We start from the raw sequence: 16,957 nt of genomic DNA, 5'->3' as shown, positions 1-16,957 counted from the left end.
GCGGCGCCCCAAGCCTCAGCCTCAGTCCAAGGTCATCAGGCTCGCATTGCCGCCCGCTGCTGCGGTGTTGATGCTGATCGCATGCTCGGCCAGCAGGCGGAACAGTGGCACGCTGCCATCGGCGGCCTGGGCGGTGATCGGCACAATGGCGCCGGGGCGGCCCGCCAGGCTGCTGCCGATGGGCAGCCAGCCGCTGGCGGCATCGGCGATCAGCGCATCGAAGGCTTCGGACTGCAGGAAGGCCTGCGCGCTGTGCGCCGACAGTTGCACCGAGGCACGCACCGATGCGGGCAGCTGTGCCAGCAGGCTGGCGTACTGGCTGTTGGCGGGCCACACGGCGGTGGAGCCAGCCGCCAGTACGGCGGCGAGCTGGGCCAGCAGCAGGCTTGTGGTGCTGGCCACGCAGCCCACGCGCTCGCGGCCGCTCAGCACATACAGATTGCGCTCACCGGTCGGGCCGGGCAGCTCGGCCGCAAAGCCATTGCCGGTATGGGCGGCATAGCGCTGGCACAGCGCTGCCAGCTCGCCCTGGCCTTGCTGGCTGGCCCAGCTTTGCAGCGCATCCAGCGCAGCGGCAGGGGCGGCATCGGCCTGCTCCAGGCCATGGGCATGGCCGCGCTGGCCAGTGGCGGGCGCGGGCGCCTCATTGCCCGCCATGCGGGGCAGGTGGGCCAGCGCATCGACCGTGGCCGTGGCCGGCATGCGGCTGAGCAGGCGCAGCATGTACAGCGGGCCGCCGGCCTTGGGTCCCGTGCCTGACAGGCCTTCGCCGCCAAAGGGCTGCACACCGACGACGGCGCCGACGATGTTGCGGTTCACATAGATATTGCCGGCATGCGCAGCAGTGACCACCTGGCTGATGGTCTCGTCAATGCGGGTGTGCAGGCCCAGGGTGAGGGCGTAGCCGGTGGCATTGATGTCGGCCAGCAGCTGGGGCAGGTGCTCGCGGCGGTAGCGCAGCACATGCAGCACCGGGCCGAAGACCTCGCGCTTGAGCTCGGACAGCTGGCGGATGGCGATCACCGTCGGCGGCACAAAGGTGCCCTGCGCGCTGGCGCCGCCGTTTTGCCAGACCTGGTGGCCGGCGGCCTGCATGCGGGCAATGTGCTGGTCGATGACGCCCTTGGCTTCGGCATCGATGACGGGGCCGACATCGGTCTTGAGCTGGCAGGGGTTGCCGACCTGGAGCTCCTGCATCGCGCCGCGCAGCATGTGCAGCAGGCGGTCGGCGGCCTCTTCCTGCACGCAGAGCACGCGCAGCGCCGAGCAGCGCTGGCCGGCCGAGTCAAAGGCCGAGGACAGCACATCGACCACCACCTGCTCGGCCAGCGCGGAGGAGTCCACGATCATCGCGTTCTGGCCGCCGGTCTCGGCCACCAGGGTCACGGGCTGGCCTTGGGCATCGAGGCGCTGGGCCAGGGTCTTTTGCAGAATGCGGGCCACTTCGGTCGAGCCGGTGAACATCACGGCCTGCACGCGGCTGTCGCCCACCAGGCGCGCGCCGACGGTCTCGCCGGTGCCCGGCAGCAGCTGCAGCACATCGTGCGGCACGCCCGCCTGCCACAGCGCCTGCACGGCAGCGGCGGCGATCAGCGGGGTCTGCTCGGCCGGTTTGGCCAGCACCGTGTTGCCGGCGGCCAGCGCAGCAGCAATCTGGCCGCTGAAGATGGCCAGCGGGAAGTTCCAGGGGCTGATGCAGACCACCGGGCCCAGGGCCTGGTAATCCGCCTGGCCCCAGCTGCGCACCTGGGCGGCGTAGAAGCGCAGAAAGTCCACCGCCTCGCGCACTTCGGCAATCGCGTTGGAGCAGGTCTTGCCCGCCTCGCGCACCAGCACGCCCATCAAGGTGGGCATATGGGCTTCGAGCAGGTCACCGGCCTTGGCCAGGCAATCGGCGCGCTGGGCCGCCGGGGTGGCCTGCCAGCGGGCGGCGGCGGCCTGGGCGGCGGCCAGCGCAAACTCCACCTGATCGGCCGATGCCTGCGTGACCGTGCCGACCTGGTCGCTGTGGTCGGCCGGGTTCAGCACGGGCTCGCTCGGTTGGGTAGAGGCGGGGGCGCCGTCTGCCAGGAGGGGCTGGGCATGCCAGGCCATCTGTGCGCTGGCCTGCAGGTCGTGCTGCAGCGCGCGCAGGCGGTTGTCGTTGGACAGGTCCAGCCCGGCCGAATTGCTGCGGCTTGCGCCATACAGCGCGCGCGGCTGGGCAATGTGCGGGTTGGGCAGGCCCAGCTGGCCTTCGCTCTGCGCCCATTGCTGGGCGGTGGTCACGGGGTTTTCCACCAGCTTGGCCAGGGGGATGTCCTGGTCGGCGATGCGGTTCACAAAGCTGGTGTTGGCGCCGTTCTCGAGCAGGCGGCGCACCAGGTAGGCCAGCAGGGTTTCATGCGTGCCCACGGGGGCATAGATGCGGCAGGGGCGGCCCAGGTTCTCGCTGGCATTGCGGCCCACGACTTGCTCGTACAGCGGCTCGCCCATGCCGTGCAGGCACTGGAACTCGTACTGGCCGGGCTGGTAGCGGGCCGGGTCGGCCAGGTGGTAGATGGTGGCCAGGGTGTGGGCATTGTGCGTGGCGAACTGGGGGTAGACCGCATCGGGCGCGGCCAGCAACTGGCGCGCGCAGGCCAGGTAGGACACATCGGTATAGGCCTTGCGGGTGTAGACCGGGTAGCCTTCGAGACCGTCGATCTGGGCGCGCTTGATCTCGCTGTCCCAGTAGGCGCCCTTGACCAGGCGCACCATCAGGCGGTGCTGGCTGCGGCGGGCCAGGTCGATGATGAAGTCCAGCACATAGGGGCAGCGCTTTTGGTAGGCCTGCACGACAAAGCCGATGCCGGCAAAACCGGCCAGCTCGGGCGCAAAGCAGAGTTTTTCCAGCAGGTCCAGCGACAGCTCCAGGCGGTCGGCTTCTTCGGCGTCGATATTGAGGCCGATGTTGTAGCTTTTGGCCAGCACGGCCAGCTGCAGCACCACCGGGTAGAGCTCGGCCATCACGCGGTCGTACTGGGCGCGGCTGTAGCGCGGGTGCAGGGCCGACAGCTTGATCGAGATGCCCGGGCCTTCGTAGACGCCCCGGCCATTGCTGGCCTTGCCGATCGCATGGATCGCGTTTTCGTAGTCGCGCAGGTAGCGCTTGGCGTCATCGCTGGTCATCGCCGCTTCGCCCAGCATGTCGTAGGAGTAGCGGAAGCCCTTGGCCTCCAGGCGCTCGGCGTTCTTCAGCGCTTCGCCAATCGTCTCGCCGGTGACGAACTGCTCGCCCATCATGCGCATGGCCATGTCCACGCCCTTGCGGATCAGCGGCTCGCCGCCCCGGCCGATCAGGCGGGTGAGCGACTGGCCCAGCGAGCCCTCGCTATGCGTGGCCACCAGCTTGCCGGTCAGCACCAGGCCCCAGGCAGCGGCATTGACGAACATCGACGGGCTCTTGCCCACATGGGCCTTCCACTGGCCGTGGGCGATCTTGTCGCGGATCAGCACATCGCGGGTGGCCGTATCGGGGATGCGCAGCAGCGCCTCGGCCAGGCACATCAGCGCAATGCCTTCTTGCGACGACAGTGCAAACTCCTGCAGCAGGCCTTGCACCAGGCCGGAGCGGCCGCTGTCGGCCTTGCGCTCGCGCAGCGTGCGGGCCAGTTGCAGCGCCAGCGCATCGCCGGCCTGGGCGATGGCGGCGGGTGGCGTGGCCTGGGGCAGCAGTGCTTGCAGCGCTTCGGTCTCGGGCTTGCGGTAGGCGGCAGTGATGGCCGCGCGCAGTGCCGAGGCGGGCTGCAAGGCCGACACCAGCTCATTAAAAACAGGAGCACTGGCGCCAGATGGGCTGCTGCCCGTGGCCGAAAATGGCGAGGTAGTGGAGGGCTGGTTGTCAACAACGGCGTTGGCAGTCATGGCGGGCTCGTGTTCAGAGTAGATAGTGAATGCCGCCAGTGTGATCGTTTGTGGTTTGAATTTCTCTCCATAATGTGGCCCATTCTTAGTGAAAAATTCTGCCCATGACCGCCATCATCGACCCGCCGGACGACCTCGACCGCATCGATCTGCGCATTCTGGCCGTGCTGCAGCGGGACGGCCGCATCTCCAACCTGAAGCTGGCCGAGGCGGTATCGCTGTCGGCCACTGCCGTGCTGGCCCGGGTGCAGCGCCTGACCAAGGAGGGCTACATCACCGGCTACGAGGCCCGGCTGAATCCGCAAAAGCTGGGCGCGGCGATGCTGGTCTTCATCGAGGTGCTGCTGGACCGCACCACCCCGAATGTGTTTGACGAGTTCAAGGCGGCGGTGCAGGTGCGGCCCGAGATCATGGAGTGCCACATGGTGGCAGGCGGCTTTGACTACCTGGTGAAGATCCGTGTGGCCGACATGAACCACTACCGCCACTTTGCCGGTGAGGTCTTGTGGCAGTTGCCCGGCGTGCGCGAGACCCGTACCTACGCGGTGATGGAGGAAGTCAAAAGCTCCAACCGGATCTACCTGGGCGGCAGTTGACGCAGCCCATGCGCGGCCGATTTGCAGTACACTCAAATCTCACGGCGCCGATTTGCTTCAGCTTGCGGGCGCTTTATAAATCCAGCTAAAGACTCGGTAGGCGACTGCATTCCATCGACCCGGCCTCGTTTTTAGCGTTGCCGGGTTTTTTATGTCATTCGTTGCGACACCCCAATCAATGCATTTCCCGGAGGCGCTCCCTCTTCAAAGTGGCGCCTCCATCCGCGACTACCATCTGGCCTACGAGACCTACGGCCAGCTCAACGCCGACCGCTCCAACGCCATCCTGGTCTGCCATGCACTCAATGCCTCGCACCATGTGGCCGGCCATTACGAGGGCCAGGCCAAGAGTGAGGGCTGGTGGGACAACATGATCGGCCCGGGCAAGCCGGTCGATACCAACCATTTCTTTGTCATCGGCGTCAACAACCTGGGCTCCTGCTTTGGCTCGACCGGGCCCATGCACCTGAATCCGGACACCGGCGCGGTCTACGGCGCCGATTTCCCGGTCGTGACGGTGGAGGACTGGGTCAATGCCCAGGCGCTGCTGCTGGACCGGCTGGGCATCCGCCAGCTGGCCGCCGTGCTGGGTGGCAGCCTGGGCGGCATGCAGGCGCTGTCCTGGACCCTGCAGTACCCCGACCGCATGCGCCATGCGGTGGTGGTGGCCAGCGCCCCCTGTCTGTCGGCCGAGAACATTGCGTTCAACGAGGTGGCGCGCCGCGCCATCGTGACCGACCCGGACTTCCACGGCGGCCACTTCTACAGAGAAGGCGTGGTTCCCAAGCGCGGCCTGCGCATTGCGCGCATGATCGGCCACATCACCTACCTGAGCGATGACGTGATGAACCAGAAGTTCGGCCGCCAGCTGCGCGAAGGCCTGGACTTGAAATACAGCACCCAGGATGTGGAGTTCCAGATCGAGAGCTATCTGCGCTACCAGGGCGACAAGTTCAGCGACTACTTTGATGCCAATACCTATTTGCTGATCACCCGTGCGCTCGACTACTTCGACCCGGCCAAGCCGTTTGGCGGCGACCTGACCCAGGCGCTGGCCGGCGCCAAGGCGCGCTTCATGCTGGTGAGCTTCAGCACCGACTGGCGCTTCTCGCCAGCGCGCAGCCGCGAGATCGTCAAGGCCTTGCTCGACAACCGCCGCACCGTCAGCTACGCCGAGATCGACGCGCCCCATGGCCACGATGCCTTCTTGCTCGACGATGCCCGCTACATGGGCGTGATGCGCTCCTATTTTGAAAACATGGCCCGCGAACTGAGCGCCGGCCTGCCCCGCAGCCAGGAGGCCGCATGACCGAGTCTTCTTCCACCTTCCAGGCCATTGCCAACCTGGTACCCAAGGGCGCCCGCGTGCTGGACCTGGGCTGCGGCGATGGCAGCCTGCTGGCCTACCTGCAGCGCGAGCGCGAATGCAGCGGCTATGGCATCGAGTTTGACGACGCCAATGTGCTGGCCTGCGTGCGCCGGGGCGTGAACGTGCTGCAGCTGAACCTGGAAGACGGCCTGGCCATCTTCGAGGACAACAGCTTTGATGTGGTGCTGCAGATCGACACCTTGCAGCATCTGCGCAATGCCGAGGTGATGCTGCGCGAGACTGCGCGCATCGGCAAGCAAGGCGTGGTCGCCTTCCCCAACTTTGCGCACTGGCCCAACCGCCTGTCGATCCTGCAAGGCCGCATGCCGGTGACCAAGCGCCTGCCCTACCAGTGGTACGACACGCCCAACATCCGCGTCGGCACCTTCAAGGATTTCGAGGTGCTGGCGCTCAAGAACAAGCTGCACATTCTGGACAGCTTTGGCCTGCAGAACGGCGAGGTGCGGCGCTGGCTGCCCAATGCCCGTGCCGGCACGGCGGTGTTCCACTTCGAGCACGCCTGAGCCCACGGCGCGCCACGCGGCGGACTCTGCGCTGTACAACGGCAGCAGGGCTTTGCCGCAGGCGATAGCCGGGTGGCGCCTGCGCTGGTACGCTTATGCCTGCGGCTGCCCTTTTCGTGGCAGCACCTCCAGGAGATTCGCCCATGAACGCCCGCCTCGACGCCGCCCAGCTGCAAGCCGATGCTGCCCTCAGCCATATCAGCCAGCAGTGGGACCGCGATATTCTTCGCCAGCTGACCGACTACATCGCCATCCCCGCCAAGTCGCCGGGCTTTGATGGCAACTGGGAGCAGCATGGTTTCATCGACACCGTGGTGCGCAATGCCGCCAGCTGGATCGAGGCGCAGAAGGTCGAAGGGCTGAAACTGGAAGTGGTGCGCGTGCCGGGCCGCACGCCGGTGCTGTTCTTCGAGGTGCCTGCGACCCAGGCCCAGAGCGAGCAGACGGTGCTGATGTACGGCCACCTGGACAAGCAACCCGAGTTCTCCGGCTGGCGCAATGACCTGGGCCCCTGGACCCCCAAATACGAAGACGGCAAGCTCTATGGCCGGGGCGGCGCCGATGACGGCTATGCCACCTACGCCAGCGTGGCCGCCATCCAGGAACTCAAGCGCCAGAATGTGCCGCATCCGCGCATCGTCGGCCTGATCGAGACCTGCGAGGAAAGCGGCTCGGGCGATCTGCCGGTCTACATCGACATGCTCAAGCCCCGCCTGGGCGATGTGGGCCTGGTGATCTGCCTGGACAGCGGCGCCGGCAACTACGACCAGCTGTGGCTGACCACCAGCCTGCGCGGCATGGTCGCGGGCACCCTGAAGGTCGAGATCCTCACCGAAGGCGTGCACTCGGGCGATGCCTCGGGCGTCGTGCCATCGTCCTTCCGCATCATGCGCCAGGTGCTCGACCGCCTGGAAGACAGCAAGACGGGCCGCCTGCTGCCCGAGAGCTTTCACTGCGCGGTGCCGGCAGAGCGCCTGGCCCAGGCGCAGGCCACGGCCGGCATTCTGGGCGACGAGCTGTACAAGCGCTTCCCCTGGGCGCATTTCGACTGCAATGGCTCCAGCCTGTTTGCGCTGCCCACCACCACCGACCCGACGCAGGCGCTGCTCAAGCGCACCTGGGAGCCGACCCTGTCCGTCACCGGTGCCGAGGGCCTGCCCGCGCTGCAGGATGCCGGCAATGTGCTGCGCCCCTACACCGCCTTCAAGCTGAGCCTGCGCCTGCCCCCGCTGGTCGATGCCACGCAGTGCATGCAGGAGCTCAAGACCCTGCTCGAAGACAACGCGCCCTACCAGGCCAAGGTCACCTGGGAAGGCGCCAGCGGCGCCAACGGCTGGAATGCCCCCAACACCAGCGACTGGTTCCTGAACGCGCTCAACCAATCGAGCCGCGCGCACTTTGGCGCGGACTGCGGCTTTATCGGCCAGGGCGGCTCGATCCCGCTGATGGGTATGCTCAGTGCCGGCTTCCCCAAGGCGCAGATGATGGTCTGCGGCGTGCTGGGCCCCAAGAGCAATGCGCACGGACCCAATGAGTTCCTGCATGTGCCGTATGCCAAGAAGCTCACCGCCGCCGTGGCCCAGGTGATTGCCAGCATGCCCACCACGGCGGCCAGCGTATAACGGCCACCAGCCCGCCGGGCAGCTGCTGCGTGCACCCGGGCACGCAGCGGCTGCCTTTTCTTTTTGACGACCACAACCACGACAGCGCGCCCGCCATGACCGAGCCCACCGCCCCCACCATCTTGTTTGACGGCACTGAACCGCTGGGTGCCAGCGCCGACCTGCAGGACAATGGCAAGCCCTTTTTCTTCCAGCTGCCCAATGGCCAGAAGGCCTTTGTGATCCGCTGGCAGGGCCAGCTGCACGGCTGGATCAACGAGTGCCAGCACGCCAGCGTGCCCATGGACTTTGATGGCGACATTCTGGAGAGTGGCCGCCAGTTCATTCTGTGCCCCTACCATGGGGCCATCTACCAGCCCGATACCGGCAAATGCGTCGGCGGCCCCTGCCGGGGTGCCAGCCTCGACGCGGTGGCGGTGGAAGAGCGCGATGGCGCGGTGTGGCTGAAGCAGGGCTGAGCGCCTGCCAGGTCACCATGCCCCAGCGCGCGCCCCAGACATCGCTTTGGCGCGATACTGGCGGCCTTCAAAAATGAGCGGCCGCTCCTGCCGGGCCGCTCGCGCAGCGCCCCGCCATGAAAGCCCCGATCCGAATCGTTGATGTTGACCGCCTGGAGACCTGGACCAAGTACAAGGCCGGGCTCTGCGACAGCTGCGCAGCCAACTGCTGCACGATGCCGCTGGAGGTGCAGCTGCCCGACCTGGTGCGCCTGGGCCTGGTCGATGCCTTCGAGGTCGACAACATCGCGCACAAGCTGATCGCCAAGCGCCTGCTCAAGGCCCGGCTGATCGACCATTACAACCCCAAGCACAATATCTTCACGATGGCGCGCCGCGCCAGTGGCGATTGCCAGTTTCTCGACCCGGTGGCGCGGCGCTGCACCGTTTATGAAAAACGGCCAGAGACCTGCCGCCTGCATCCGAAAAAAGGGCCCAAACCGGGTTTTTGTGCATATGGGCACAAAGATTTGCAATAAATGCCGCGCCCCTGATGATCCAGCGCTGTGCGGAGCGGACTGTTGGCTCAGCGCCCGGCCTGGCTTATACAGAGGCTTAATACTCCTCTAGAATGGCTCGCGCACCTGCCGCAGGTGCTGCCCGGTCCCTGCAAACGCAAGGCTGGGGCACTACTGAGCCAACTAGCCGATGCAAAAATCAAAAATTTTCTGGTCTTTGGGCGTGCTGGCGCTCCTGGCCGCCGTCCTCACGATTTATGGCCTGGGCCTGCACAACAGCCTGGTATTTGACGACGGACGGCTGTCGGACGGCACCATTTTTGGCCGTTATGGCAGCCTGATCGAGCCCAAGGTGCGGATGCTGTCCTATGGCAGCTTTGTCTGGATACAGTCGCTGTTCGGCGAGAGTATGGCCGTGCAGCGTGCCTTCAATATCGTGCTGCACCTGGCCACCTGCTATGCCATTTGGCTGCTGGTGACCGAACTGTTCAGGCACACCGCGTTTTCCGATGAAGCGCGGGCCGAGCCGGGTTTTGACACCCATATCCGCATCGCTATTTTTGCCGCCGTCGCGCTGTTTGCGGTGCATCCCGTGGGCGTCTATGCAGTAGGTTATCTGGTCCAGCGCAGCATGGTGATGATGACCTTGTTTTCCGCGCTGGCCTGCTGGGCCTATATCCGCGCGTTGGCCGGTGCAGGCCTGCAATGGGCAGCGCTGGCGGTGGTCTTCCTGCTCTGCGCACTGGTCAGCAAGGAGCATGCGGTGGTGCTGCCGGCTCTGGCCTTGCCGCTCTATGTGTTTGTCAAACGGCCGTCCTGGAAAAAGCTGCTGGCGATTGGCGCGGCGATCGTGGTGCTCATCGGCGTGCTGACCGCGCTGCTGTGGACGCAGCTGGGCGCCTTTGTCGGCGCCGTGGCCACCGATGACACCTCCTGGGCCTATGTGCGCCAGCTCGAGCAGCTCTACCCGGGGATCACCGCGTCGATCTACCCGCTGAGCCTGCTCAACCAGGGCAAGCTGTTCTTCGAGTATGGCCTGCTGTGGCTGCTGCCCAATGTGCAATGGATGGCGCTGGATCTGCGCCCGGTCTTCCCGCTGGGCTTTGGCAGCCTGCCCCATCTGCTGGGGGGCTTGGGCTACGTGGCGCTGGTGATTGGCAGCGCGGTGCTGCTGCTGCGCAAGCGCGATGCCTGGGGCCTGGTGGGCCTGGTGCTGCTGTGTACGGCACTGTTGTTCAGCACCGAGTTTGTTACCAGCTGGTTGCAAGACCCGTTTGTGCTGTACCGCAGCTACATCTGGGCGATGCTGCTGCCGGCCCTGCTGGCACTGGTGCTGCTGCTCTTTCCGCGCAAGCTGATGGTGGCGCTGGCCTGCGCGGCCGGTCTGGTGCTGACGGCGCTGGCCGCAGAGCGCAGCCTCAGCCTCAAGACCGAATACAGCGCCTGGAGCGATGCGGCCCAGAAGGTGGACCTGCAGGCGCCATTCAATGCCTTTGGCCGCTGGCGCCCGTTCATCAACCGGGGCGCCTACCTGCTGGAGAACCTGAACTACGAGCAGGCGCTGCAGGATTTCGAGAAGGCCGTTGCGCTGCAGGAGCCACTGGGCTCTGCGCAGTTCAACCGGGGCATGGCGCTGGAGCTGCTCAAGCGCTACCCAGAGGCCATCACTGCATTCGACAGCGCCCAGAAGCAGGGCTTTGACAATGCAGCGCTGGCCTACCACCAGGCGACCGCCTACAAGATGACCCAGCAGATGGAGCCGGCGTTCCAGGCTTACGCCAAGGCGCTGAGCATGCAGCCCGAAGCGGTGCTGTTGCCCAAGATTCTGCTCGAGCAGGCCGAGGTGGCCATTCCCTCGGGCCACTACGATGTGGCCATTGCCAATTACCAGCGCCTGCTGCAGATGTCGCCGGGCAACACCCGCCTGGAAGTGGGCCTGGGCATCGCATTCATCGGCAAGCGCGATTTTGCGCAGGCCCTGCAGATCTTTGATGCATCGCTGGCACGCCAGCCCAACCCGCCGGCCTACTACGGCAAGGCCCTGGCCTACCGCGAGCAGGGCGACCGGGCCCAGGCCATTGCCAACCTGCAACGCGCCAGCGCCATGGACCCGGCCAATCCGGTCTACCAGCGGCTGCTGCAGCAACTGCAAGGCGGCCAATAACATGGGGCGCAATTGGTGGCGCCGGCCTGGCGCCGAGCCCTTGCATGCACCGCCCGAGCAGGCGCCGCAGCGGGTGCTGCATGTGGGCAAGTTCTATCCGCCTTACCGGGGCGGCATGGAATCGTTTCTGGCCGATCTGATCGAGCAGCAGCGTGCCAACGGCATCGATGCCCGCGCGGTGGTGCATGGCGACCCCTTGCCCGATGACCCGCCCTGGCTCATCCGCGTGCCGGTGCAGATCACCCTGGTGTTCGCGCCGATTGCGTTGGGCTTTCCGCTGGCGTTGCACCGGGCGATACGCGCCTTCAAACCCGAGGTACTGCATCTGCACATGCCCAATAACGCGGCATTCTGGGCCCTCATCATGCCGGCCGCGCGCCGCGTTGCCTGGGTGACGCACTGGCACTCGGATGTGCTGATCTCCCAATGGGACCGCGTGCTGCAGCTGTGCTACCAGATCTACCGGCCGTTCGAGACCAAGCTGTTGCGGCAAAGCGCGGCCATCCTGGCCACGTCGCCACCGTATATGGCCGCCAGCGTTCCACTGCAGCGCTGGTTGTTCAAAACACTGGCCATTCCGCTGGGCTTGAAGCCGCTGCACCAGGAGGTGCTGGAGCAGGCCCAGGCCGAGGCGCCGCAACTGCAGCTCTGGGGCGATGCGCGGCTGCGCGTGCTGTCGGTGGGCCGGCTGACTTACTACAAGGGCTTTGACACCCTGATCTCGGCGGTGGCCGGCTTTGCCGATGTGCAGCTGATCATTGCCGGTGAAGGCGAGCAGCGCAAGGAGCTCGAAGCGCTGATTGCGCGCGAGCGTGCGCAGCAGGGCTGCGCCAACGTCCTGCTGCTCGGCCAGGTGAGCGAGGCGCAAAAGCATGCGCTGTTCAACAGCTGCGATATCTTCGCGCTCGCGTCGCGCGAGCGCACCGAGGCCTTTGGCCTGGTGCTGATCGAAGCCATGCAGCATGGCAAGCCCTGCATTGCCTCCGACCTCGATGGCTCGGGCATGTCCTGGGTCGTGGGGCAGTCGGGCAGCGGGCAGTGCTATGCGCCCGACCAGGTCCAGGCCTGGAAAGAAGCGATCCGCCAGGCGCTGGCCGCCAAGGCGCTGCTGGCCGAGCGGGGCCTGGCGGCGCAGCAGGCGGCGGACGCCTATTTCACGATCGGCCAGTGCGAGCGCCGCATTGCCGAGGTCTACGCCAGCATCCGGCCTGCCACGGAGGGGCTGCCCATTCTGCGCCCGCCAGCGGCAGCAGCCCGGCCCCTGCAGGTGGCCGTGGTGCAGCAGGCCGCGCAATGGCCGTTGCTGCAGCGGTGGCAGGCTGCCCATCCCGGGAGCCTGCTGCTCTGCGTCGATGCCAGCGGCGAGCGCAGCCCGGATCCGCAAGCGCTGGGCGGCCTAGCGTATGTGTCACTGGCCGAGCTGGGTTGGTCCGATGTGGTGGCACTGATCCAGCGGCTGGCCCGCGAGCAGGTGCTCAGTGCGCTGTCCATCCGGGCGGCTGCCGATCTGCTGGGCGAGACGGGCAGTGAGCCGCCCCAGGCAGCACCAGCGGGCATCTGGCAGCGCTGGCTGGCGCGGCGCGGTATCCGCCACCTGCAGTTGGGGCGCACCGCCTTGCTGCTGCGCGGTGAGGAAGTGGCCGCCTGGGCCCGCGCACGCCATGCGCTGGTCGGCCGGCATTTGTTTGTGCGTTAGGGGTGCCTGGGCGCTGCTGGCTCAGCAGCCCAGCAGCATCGGCGGGCGCACGACGGCCAGCACACTGGCGGCCATGCCCGCGCCCAGCAGCAAGCCCCGGCGCCAGCGCGGCCAAAGGCGGGTGACATGCTCCATGCCCAGCGCAGCGGGTGCTGCGGCAAAGAAGATGCCGTAGTTCAGCACGCGCAGCATCCAGTTGGTGTCCAGCAGCCACCACGAGGCGGCAACGGCCAGCAGGCCCAGCAGCGCAATGCCCGCCAGCACACAGACCAGGAAACGCGCCATGCCCGGATCGATGCGGTGGTGGTGAAAGCCGCCCAGCCAGCGGCCGGCGCCCACCAGCAAGAACCCGGCAAACAGCAGATTGCCGGACTGGAACAGCACAAACCGCAGCCAGGAGCCGCCATAGGGCGCCCAGGCCGCAGGCGGCAGCAGATAGGCCTGCATCGTCAGCATCAGCAGCGCAGCGATGCACAGCGACCATCCCGCAGCGCGCTGGTGGCGCAGCAGGCCTGCCACTGCGGCCGTGGGCCAATGGATGTCGCCGTGCCACCAGCGGCGGCTGGCCCAGGCCGCTGCCGCCACGGCCACCAGCATCGCCAGGGAGGCCGGCAGGCTCAGCGGCCAGTGCTGGAAATGGGCCTGGCGCAGGTCGCGCAGCATATCGGTATACGGCCCGCCGGGCCAGGCATAGACGGCAAAGCTGGCGGTGCACAGCACGCCAACGGTCAGGTGGCGCAGGCTCCAGCGGCGCTGCGCCATGCCATGGGCTGCCACCAGCACCAGGCAGAGAAACACCAGCACCGCATGGCTCAGGATATGGGTGAAGGCCACCCCCGGCAGCGCCAGGAAAAAGGCCAGGCCGCCCCGGTGCTGCAGCCAGCGCCAGGCCGAAATGGTGCCCAGAAACACCGCCAGCTGCCCCCATTGCTGCGGGCGTGCCTCCATCAGCGGTGCCCAGAAGTAGCTTGACAGCGCCAACGTGGCAAACACCGGCACCAAGCTTTTGAGTCCCAGGCGGTAGTAGCCCCAGCTCAGGCCGCCGACGACGATAAACACGCCGCAGACCCCCATCCAGGGCATCACTTGCGCATGGCTGGAATTGGTCACCCATGCCGCCTGGCGCAGCGTGTTCACAAACGCAGGCCCGGAGACCGGCCAGGCAACGCCCTGGTCGAGCTGCTGGGCGATGCCAATCCAGTTGCGCTCGTCGTTGACGCACAGCGGGTAGCTCAGCAGCATGCGCATGGCGCAGGCCAGCAGCGCAAACAGCGCCGCCCAGGCCAGCAGCGACCAGACCCGGGTGCGCAGCGCCAGATAGGGCAGAGGAGGGGCGCCGACGGGCGTTGTCAGGGGCGGGCTGGTCAAAGGCATCAGCGCTGCAGTGTAGAGCGCATCAGCCAATATGGGAGAAATCTGGGCGTTTTTGTTGCATTAATTGGTACAGCGCCTGCGCCACCAGCGACAGGCTGGGCTCGCGCCTGCGCACCATGTAGATCTGGCGGTCCCTGCCGGGCAGATCCAGGGGCCGGGTGACCAGGCCAGGCTGCACAAAGTGAAACAAGGTCAGGGCCGGCACCACGCTGATCCCCAGGCCGGCCTTGACCAGGCCCATCACGGTGGCCAGCTGCTCCACCTCCACCAGGGTCTGCATGGTCTGGGGGAAGAAGGCGGCATCCAGGTACTGGCGCACGCTGCTGTGGCGGGCCAGGTGAACAAAGGGCCAGGCGGCCAGGTCGGACAGCTGGACCTCGTCCCGCGCAGCCAACGGGTGGTCCACCGGGCAGACCAGGTGAAAGCGGTCGCTGCAAAAGGGCTCGGCGCGCAGATCGGGCGTGTCCGCACGGATGGCGGCCAGTGCAAAGTCTGCATCGCCATTGGCCACGGCGGCAATGCAGGGCTCGGACAGCACATCAAGCACCTGCAGTTGCACGCCTGGGTGCTGGCCCGCAAAGCTGCGCAGCACCGGGGGCAGCCAGCCCGCCGCCAGCGACGGCAGCAGCGCCACACTCACCCGGCCCTGGGCGAGCTGGGCGGTATCACGCATGGCTTGTTCGCAGGCAGCGAATTCGGCGGCCAGCCGCTGGGCCGACAGCAGGAACTGCTCGCCCTCGGGCGTCAGCAGCACATGCCGGGTGCTGCGCTCGAACAGGCGCAGGCCCACCGTGGCCTCCAGCGCGCGGATGAGCGCGCTGAACGCCGGTTGGGACAGGTGGCACAGGCTGGCTGCGCGGGTGAAGTTCTTCTGGCTGGCCAGCGCCAGAAAGGCCTGGATATCGCGGTGGGAAAGATTCATTTGCGTTGCAGATTAATCAATCTCAATTATCGATTTCACAACATAGAGCCTATTTTCTATAGTGGCCTGCAGGAGATGCTATGCAGACAGACAAGACACCGAGTGCGCCGATGCTGATTGGCTGCGCGGCTGGTTTTTCAGGCGATCGGGTGGATGCGGCAGCGCCGGTGGTGCAGGCGCTGATCGCGTTGCAGCAGCCCGCGTTTCTGATTTTTGAAACCCTGGCCGAGCGCACCTTGGCGCTGGCCCAGCTCGCCCGGCGCGATGACCCCGATGCCGGCTACGAGCCGCTGCTGCTGGAGCTGCTGCGCCCGGTGCTGGCCGATTGCCTGGCGCACCGCATCCGTATCGTCAGCAATTTTGGCGCCGCCAACCCGCAGGGCGCTGCCCGCGCCATTGCCGCGCTGGCCCGCAGCCTGGGCCTGCGCGCCCCCCGTATTGCCGTGGTGCAGGGCGATGACCTGAGCGGCCCGGCCCACCGGCCCATGTTGGCCCAGGCCCTGGGTGCGCAGATGCCAGAGCAGCCGCTGGTCAGCGCCAATGCCTATATTGGCGCGCGGCCAATTGCCGAGGCCTTGCAGGCGGGCGCCGATATTGTGGTCTGTGGCCGCGTGGCCGATCCTTCACTGGTGCTGGGCCCGGCAATGGCGCATTTTGGCTGGGCCTGGGACGACTGGGACCGCCTGGCCCGCGCGACGATGGCTGGGCACCTGCTGGAATGCGGCACCCAGGTCAGCGGCGGCTATTTTGCCGACCCCGGCTACAAGGACGTGCCCGGCATGGACCAGCTGGGCTACCCGATCGCCGAGATCGACGACAGCGGCCACTGCAGCATCTTCAAGCCCGAGGGCACCGGCGGCTGCATCACCACCGCCACCGTCAAGGAGCAGCTGCTCTATGAGATCCACGACCCGCGCTGCTACCTGACCCCCGATGTGGTGGCCGACATCAGCCAGGCCCAGGTGTGGGCCGAGGGCGAGAACCGCGTGCGGCTGGAGGGCGTCGTCGGCCATCCGCGCCCGGAGGCGCTCAAGGTCAACGCCTGCTATGCCTCGGGCTGGTTTGCCGAGGCCGAGATTTCCTACGCCGGCCCGCGTGCGGCCGAGCGTGCGCGGCTGGCCGCGCAGACCGTCGCCCAGCGCCTGCAGGGCATTGCGCCGCTGCGCAGCGACCTGATCGGTGTCACCAGCGTCTGGGGCAACGATGCCAGCGACTGGCTGGCCGGCGTCGACCTGTCGGCCGCATCGCCCGATGTGCGCCTGCGCATGGCCTGGCAGCATGCCGACAAGGCCACCGCAGCCCGCCTGCCGCGCGAGATCAATGCGCTGTACTGCTGCGGGCCCGCCGGTGGTGGTGGCGTGCGCAGCCATATGCGCCAGCGCCTGGGCATGGTCTCCTGCCTGGTGCCCCAGGCACTGATTGCCACGGGCTTTGTCTGGGCTGCGCAAGAGGAGGCCACCGCATGAACGACCACATCACCGTCCCGCTCTACCGCCTGGCCCATGGGCGCACCGGCGACAAGGGCAACCGCTCCAACATCAGCGTGATCGCCTGGCACCCCGCGCTCTGGGATGCCATCTGCGCACAAGTCACCGAAGCGGCGGTTGCCGCGCTGTTTGCCGACCGCCAGCCCCGCCAGGTGCAGCGCTATCTGCTGCCCCAGCTGCAGGCGATGAACCTGGTGCTCGACGAGGTGCTGGACGGCGGCGTCAACGACGCGCTGAACCTCGACAGCCATGGCAAGACCCTGTGCTTTCGCGTGCTGCAAATGCCCATCGTGCTGCCGCTGCATTTGCAGGCCCATCTGGTGGGGCCGGCCGATGCGGCCCTCCCAGCCCCCACGGAATAAG

At 66.8% G+C, this 16,957-nt stretch carries 13 protein-coding genes; 10 read left to right on the top strand and 3 right to left on the bottom strand.

Annotation, left to right across the window (positions count from 1 at the left end; all coding sequences use genetic code 11):
* Nucleotides 1–21: 21 nt before the first annotated feature.
* Nucleotides 22–3,885: a trifunctional transcriptional regulator/proline dehydrogenase/L-glutamate gamma-semialdehyde dehydrogenase gene (gene putA / locus AB7A72_RS13180; protein ID WP_369460236.1), complete on the bottom strand. Its 3,864-nt coding sequence runs from the start codon at nt 3,883–3,885 to the stop codon at nt 22–24.
* A 104-nt stretch (nt 3,886–3,989) separates the two neighbouring features.
* On the opposite strand from putA, the gene AB7A72_RS13175 reads away from it, so the two are divergent.
* The 8 genes from AB7A72_RS13175 (at nt 3,990) to AB7A72_RS13140 (ending at nt 12,811) form a co-directional block, all read left to right on the top strand.
* Nucleotides 3,990–4,481, top strand: coding sequence for an Lrp/AsnC ligand binding domain-containing protein (locus AB7A72_RS13175; RefSeq protein WP_369460235.1), 492 nt, complete (start codon nt 3,990–3,992; stop codon nt 4,479–4,481).
* Between the two features lie 151 nt (nt 4,482–4,632).
* Complete coding sequence (metX, locus tag AB7A72_RS13170; RefSeq protein WP_312412145.1) at nt 4,633–5,790, top strand: homoserine O-succinyltransferase MetX; 1,158 nt, start codon at nt 4,633–4,635, stop codon at nt 5,788–5,790.
* A complete protein-coding gene (gene metW, locus AB7A72_RS13165; RefSeq protein ID WP_239809909.1) occupies nt 5,787–6,374 on the top strand; it encodes a methionine biosynthesis protein MetW in 588 nt (195 codons plus the stop codon). The genes metX and metW overlap by 4 nt, the downstream gene beginning before the upstream one ends.
* A 143-nt stretch (nt 6,375–6,517) precedes the next feature.
* Nucleotides 6,518–7,996 (top strand): M20 family metallopeptidase, encoded by a 1,479-nt coding sequence (locus AB7A72_RS13160; protein WP_312412144.1) that lies wholly within the window; start codon nt 6,518–6,520, stop codon nt 7,994–7,996.
* A gap of 95 nt (nt 7,997–8,091) precedes the next feature.
* A complete protein-coding gene (locus tag AB7A72_RS13155) occupies nt 8,092–8,454 on the top strand; it encodes a Rieske (2Fe-2S) protein (protein ID WP_312412143.1) in 363 nt (120 codons plus the stop codon).
* A gap of 116 nt (nt 8,455–8,570) precedes the next feature.
* On the top strand, nt 8,571–8,972 hold the full coding sequence (locus AB7A72_RS13150) for a YkgJ family cysteine cluster protein (RefSeq protein ID WP_369460234.1): 402 nt from the start codon (nt 8,571–8,573) through the stop codon (nt 8,970–8,972).
* 169 nt (nt 8,973–9,141) lie between these two features.
* Nucleotides 9,142–11,115 carry a tetratricopeptide repeat protein gene (locus AB7A72_RS13145; RefSeq protein WP_369460233.1) on the top strand — a complete coding sequence of 658 codons (1,974 nt, stop codon included), beginning with the start codon at nt 9,142–9,144 and terminating at the stop codon, nt 11,113–11,115.
* A 1-nt stretch (nt 11,116) separates the two neighbouring features.
* Nucleotides 11,117–12,811 (top strand): glycosyltransferase, encoded by a 1,695-nt coding sequence (locus AB7A72_RS13140; RefSeq protein ID WP_369460232.1) that lies wholly within the window; start codon nt 11,117–11,119, stop codon nt 12,809–12,811.
* 21 nt (nt 12,812–12,832) lie between these two features.
* Here the strand turns inward: AB7A72_RS13140 and AB7A72_RS13135 are convergent, their stop codons facing one another.
* Both AB7A72_RS13135 and AB7A72_RS13130 read right to left on the bottom strand, forming a co-directional pair.
* Nucleotides 12,833–14,185 carry a hypothetical protein gene (locus AB7A72_RS13135; RefSeq protein WP_369460231.1) on the bottom strand — a complete coding sequence of 451 codons (1,353 nt, stop codon included), beginning with the start codon at nt 14,183–14,185 and terminating at the stop codon, nt 12,833–12,835.
* A 22-nt stretch (nt 14,186–14,207) separates the two neighbouring features.
* Nucleotides 14,208–15,107 (bottom strand): LysR family transcriptional regulator, encoded by a 900-nt coding sequence (locus AB7A72_RS13130; RefSeq protein WP_239809902.1) that lies wholly within the window; start codon nt 15,105–15,107, stop codon nt 14,208–14,210.
* Between the two features lie 80 nt (nt 15,108–15,187).
* Here AB7A72_RS13130 and AB7A72_RS13125 point away from each other — a divergent pair, with 80 nt between their 5' ends.
* Together AB7A72_RS13125 and AB7A72_RS13120 are read left to right on the top strand one after the other, a co-directional pair.
* Entirely contained in the window at nt 15,188–16,573 is a 1,386-nt protein-coding gene (locus AB7A72_RS13125; protein WP_369460230.1) for an acyclic terpene utilization AtuA family protein, read from the top strand.
* Nucleotides 16,570–16,956 carry an AtuA-related protein gene (locus AB7A72_RS13120; protein WP_369460229.1) on the top strand — a complete coding sequence of 129 codons (387 nt, stop codon included), beginning with the start codon at nt 16,570–16,572 and terminating at the stop codon, nt 16,954–16,956. Before AB7A72_RS13125 ends, AB7A72_RS13120 begins: the two co-directional genes overlap by 4 nt.
* The last annotated feature ends 1 nt before the right edge of the window (nt 16,957 follow it).

Source organism: Comamonas sediminis (genome assembly GCF_041107495.1).
Taxonomy (GTDB): Bacteria; Pseudomonadota; Gammaproteobacteria; order Burkholderiales; family Burkholderiaceae_C; genus Comamonas; species Comamonas sediminis.
The sequence above is the reverse complement of the archived record's forward strand: the minus strand, read 5'-3'. Positions and strand labels throughout refer to the sequence as shown.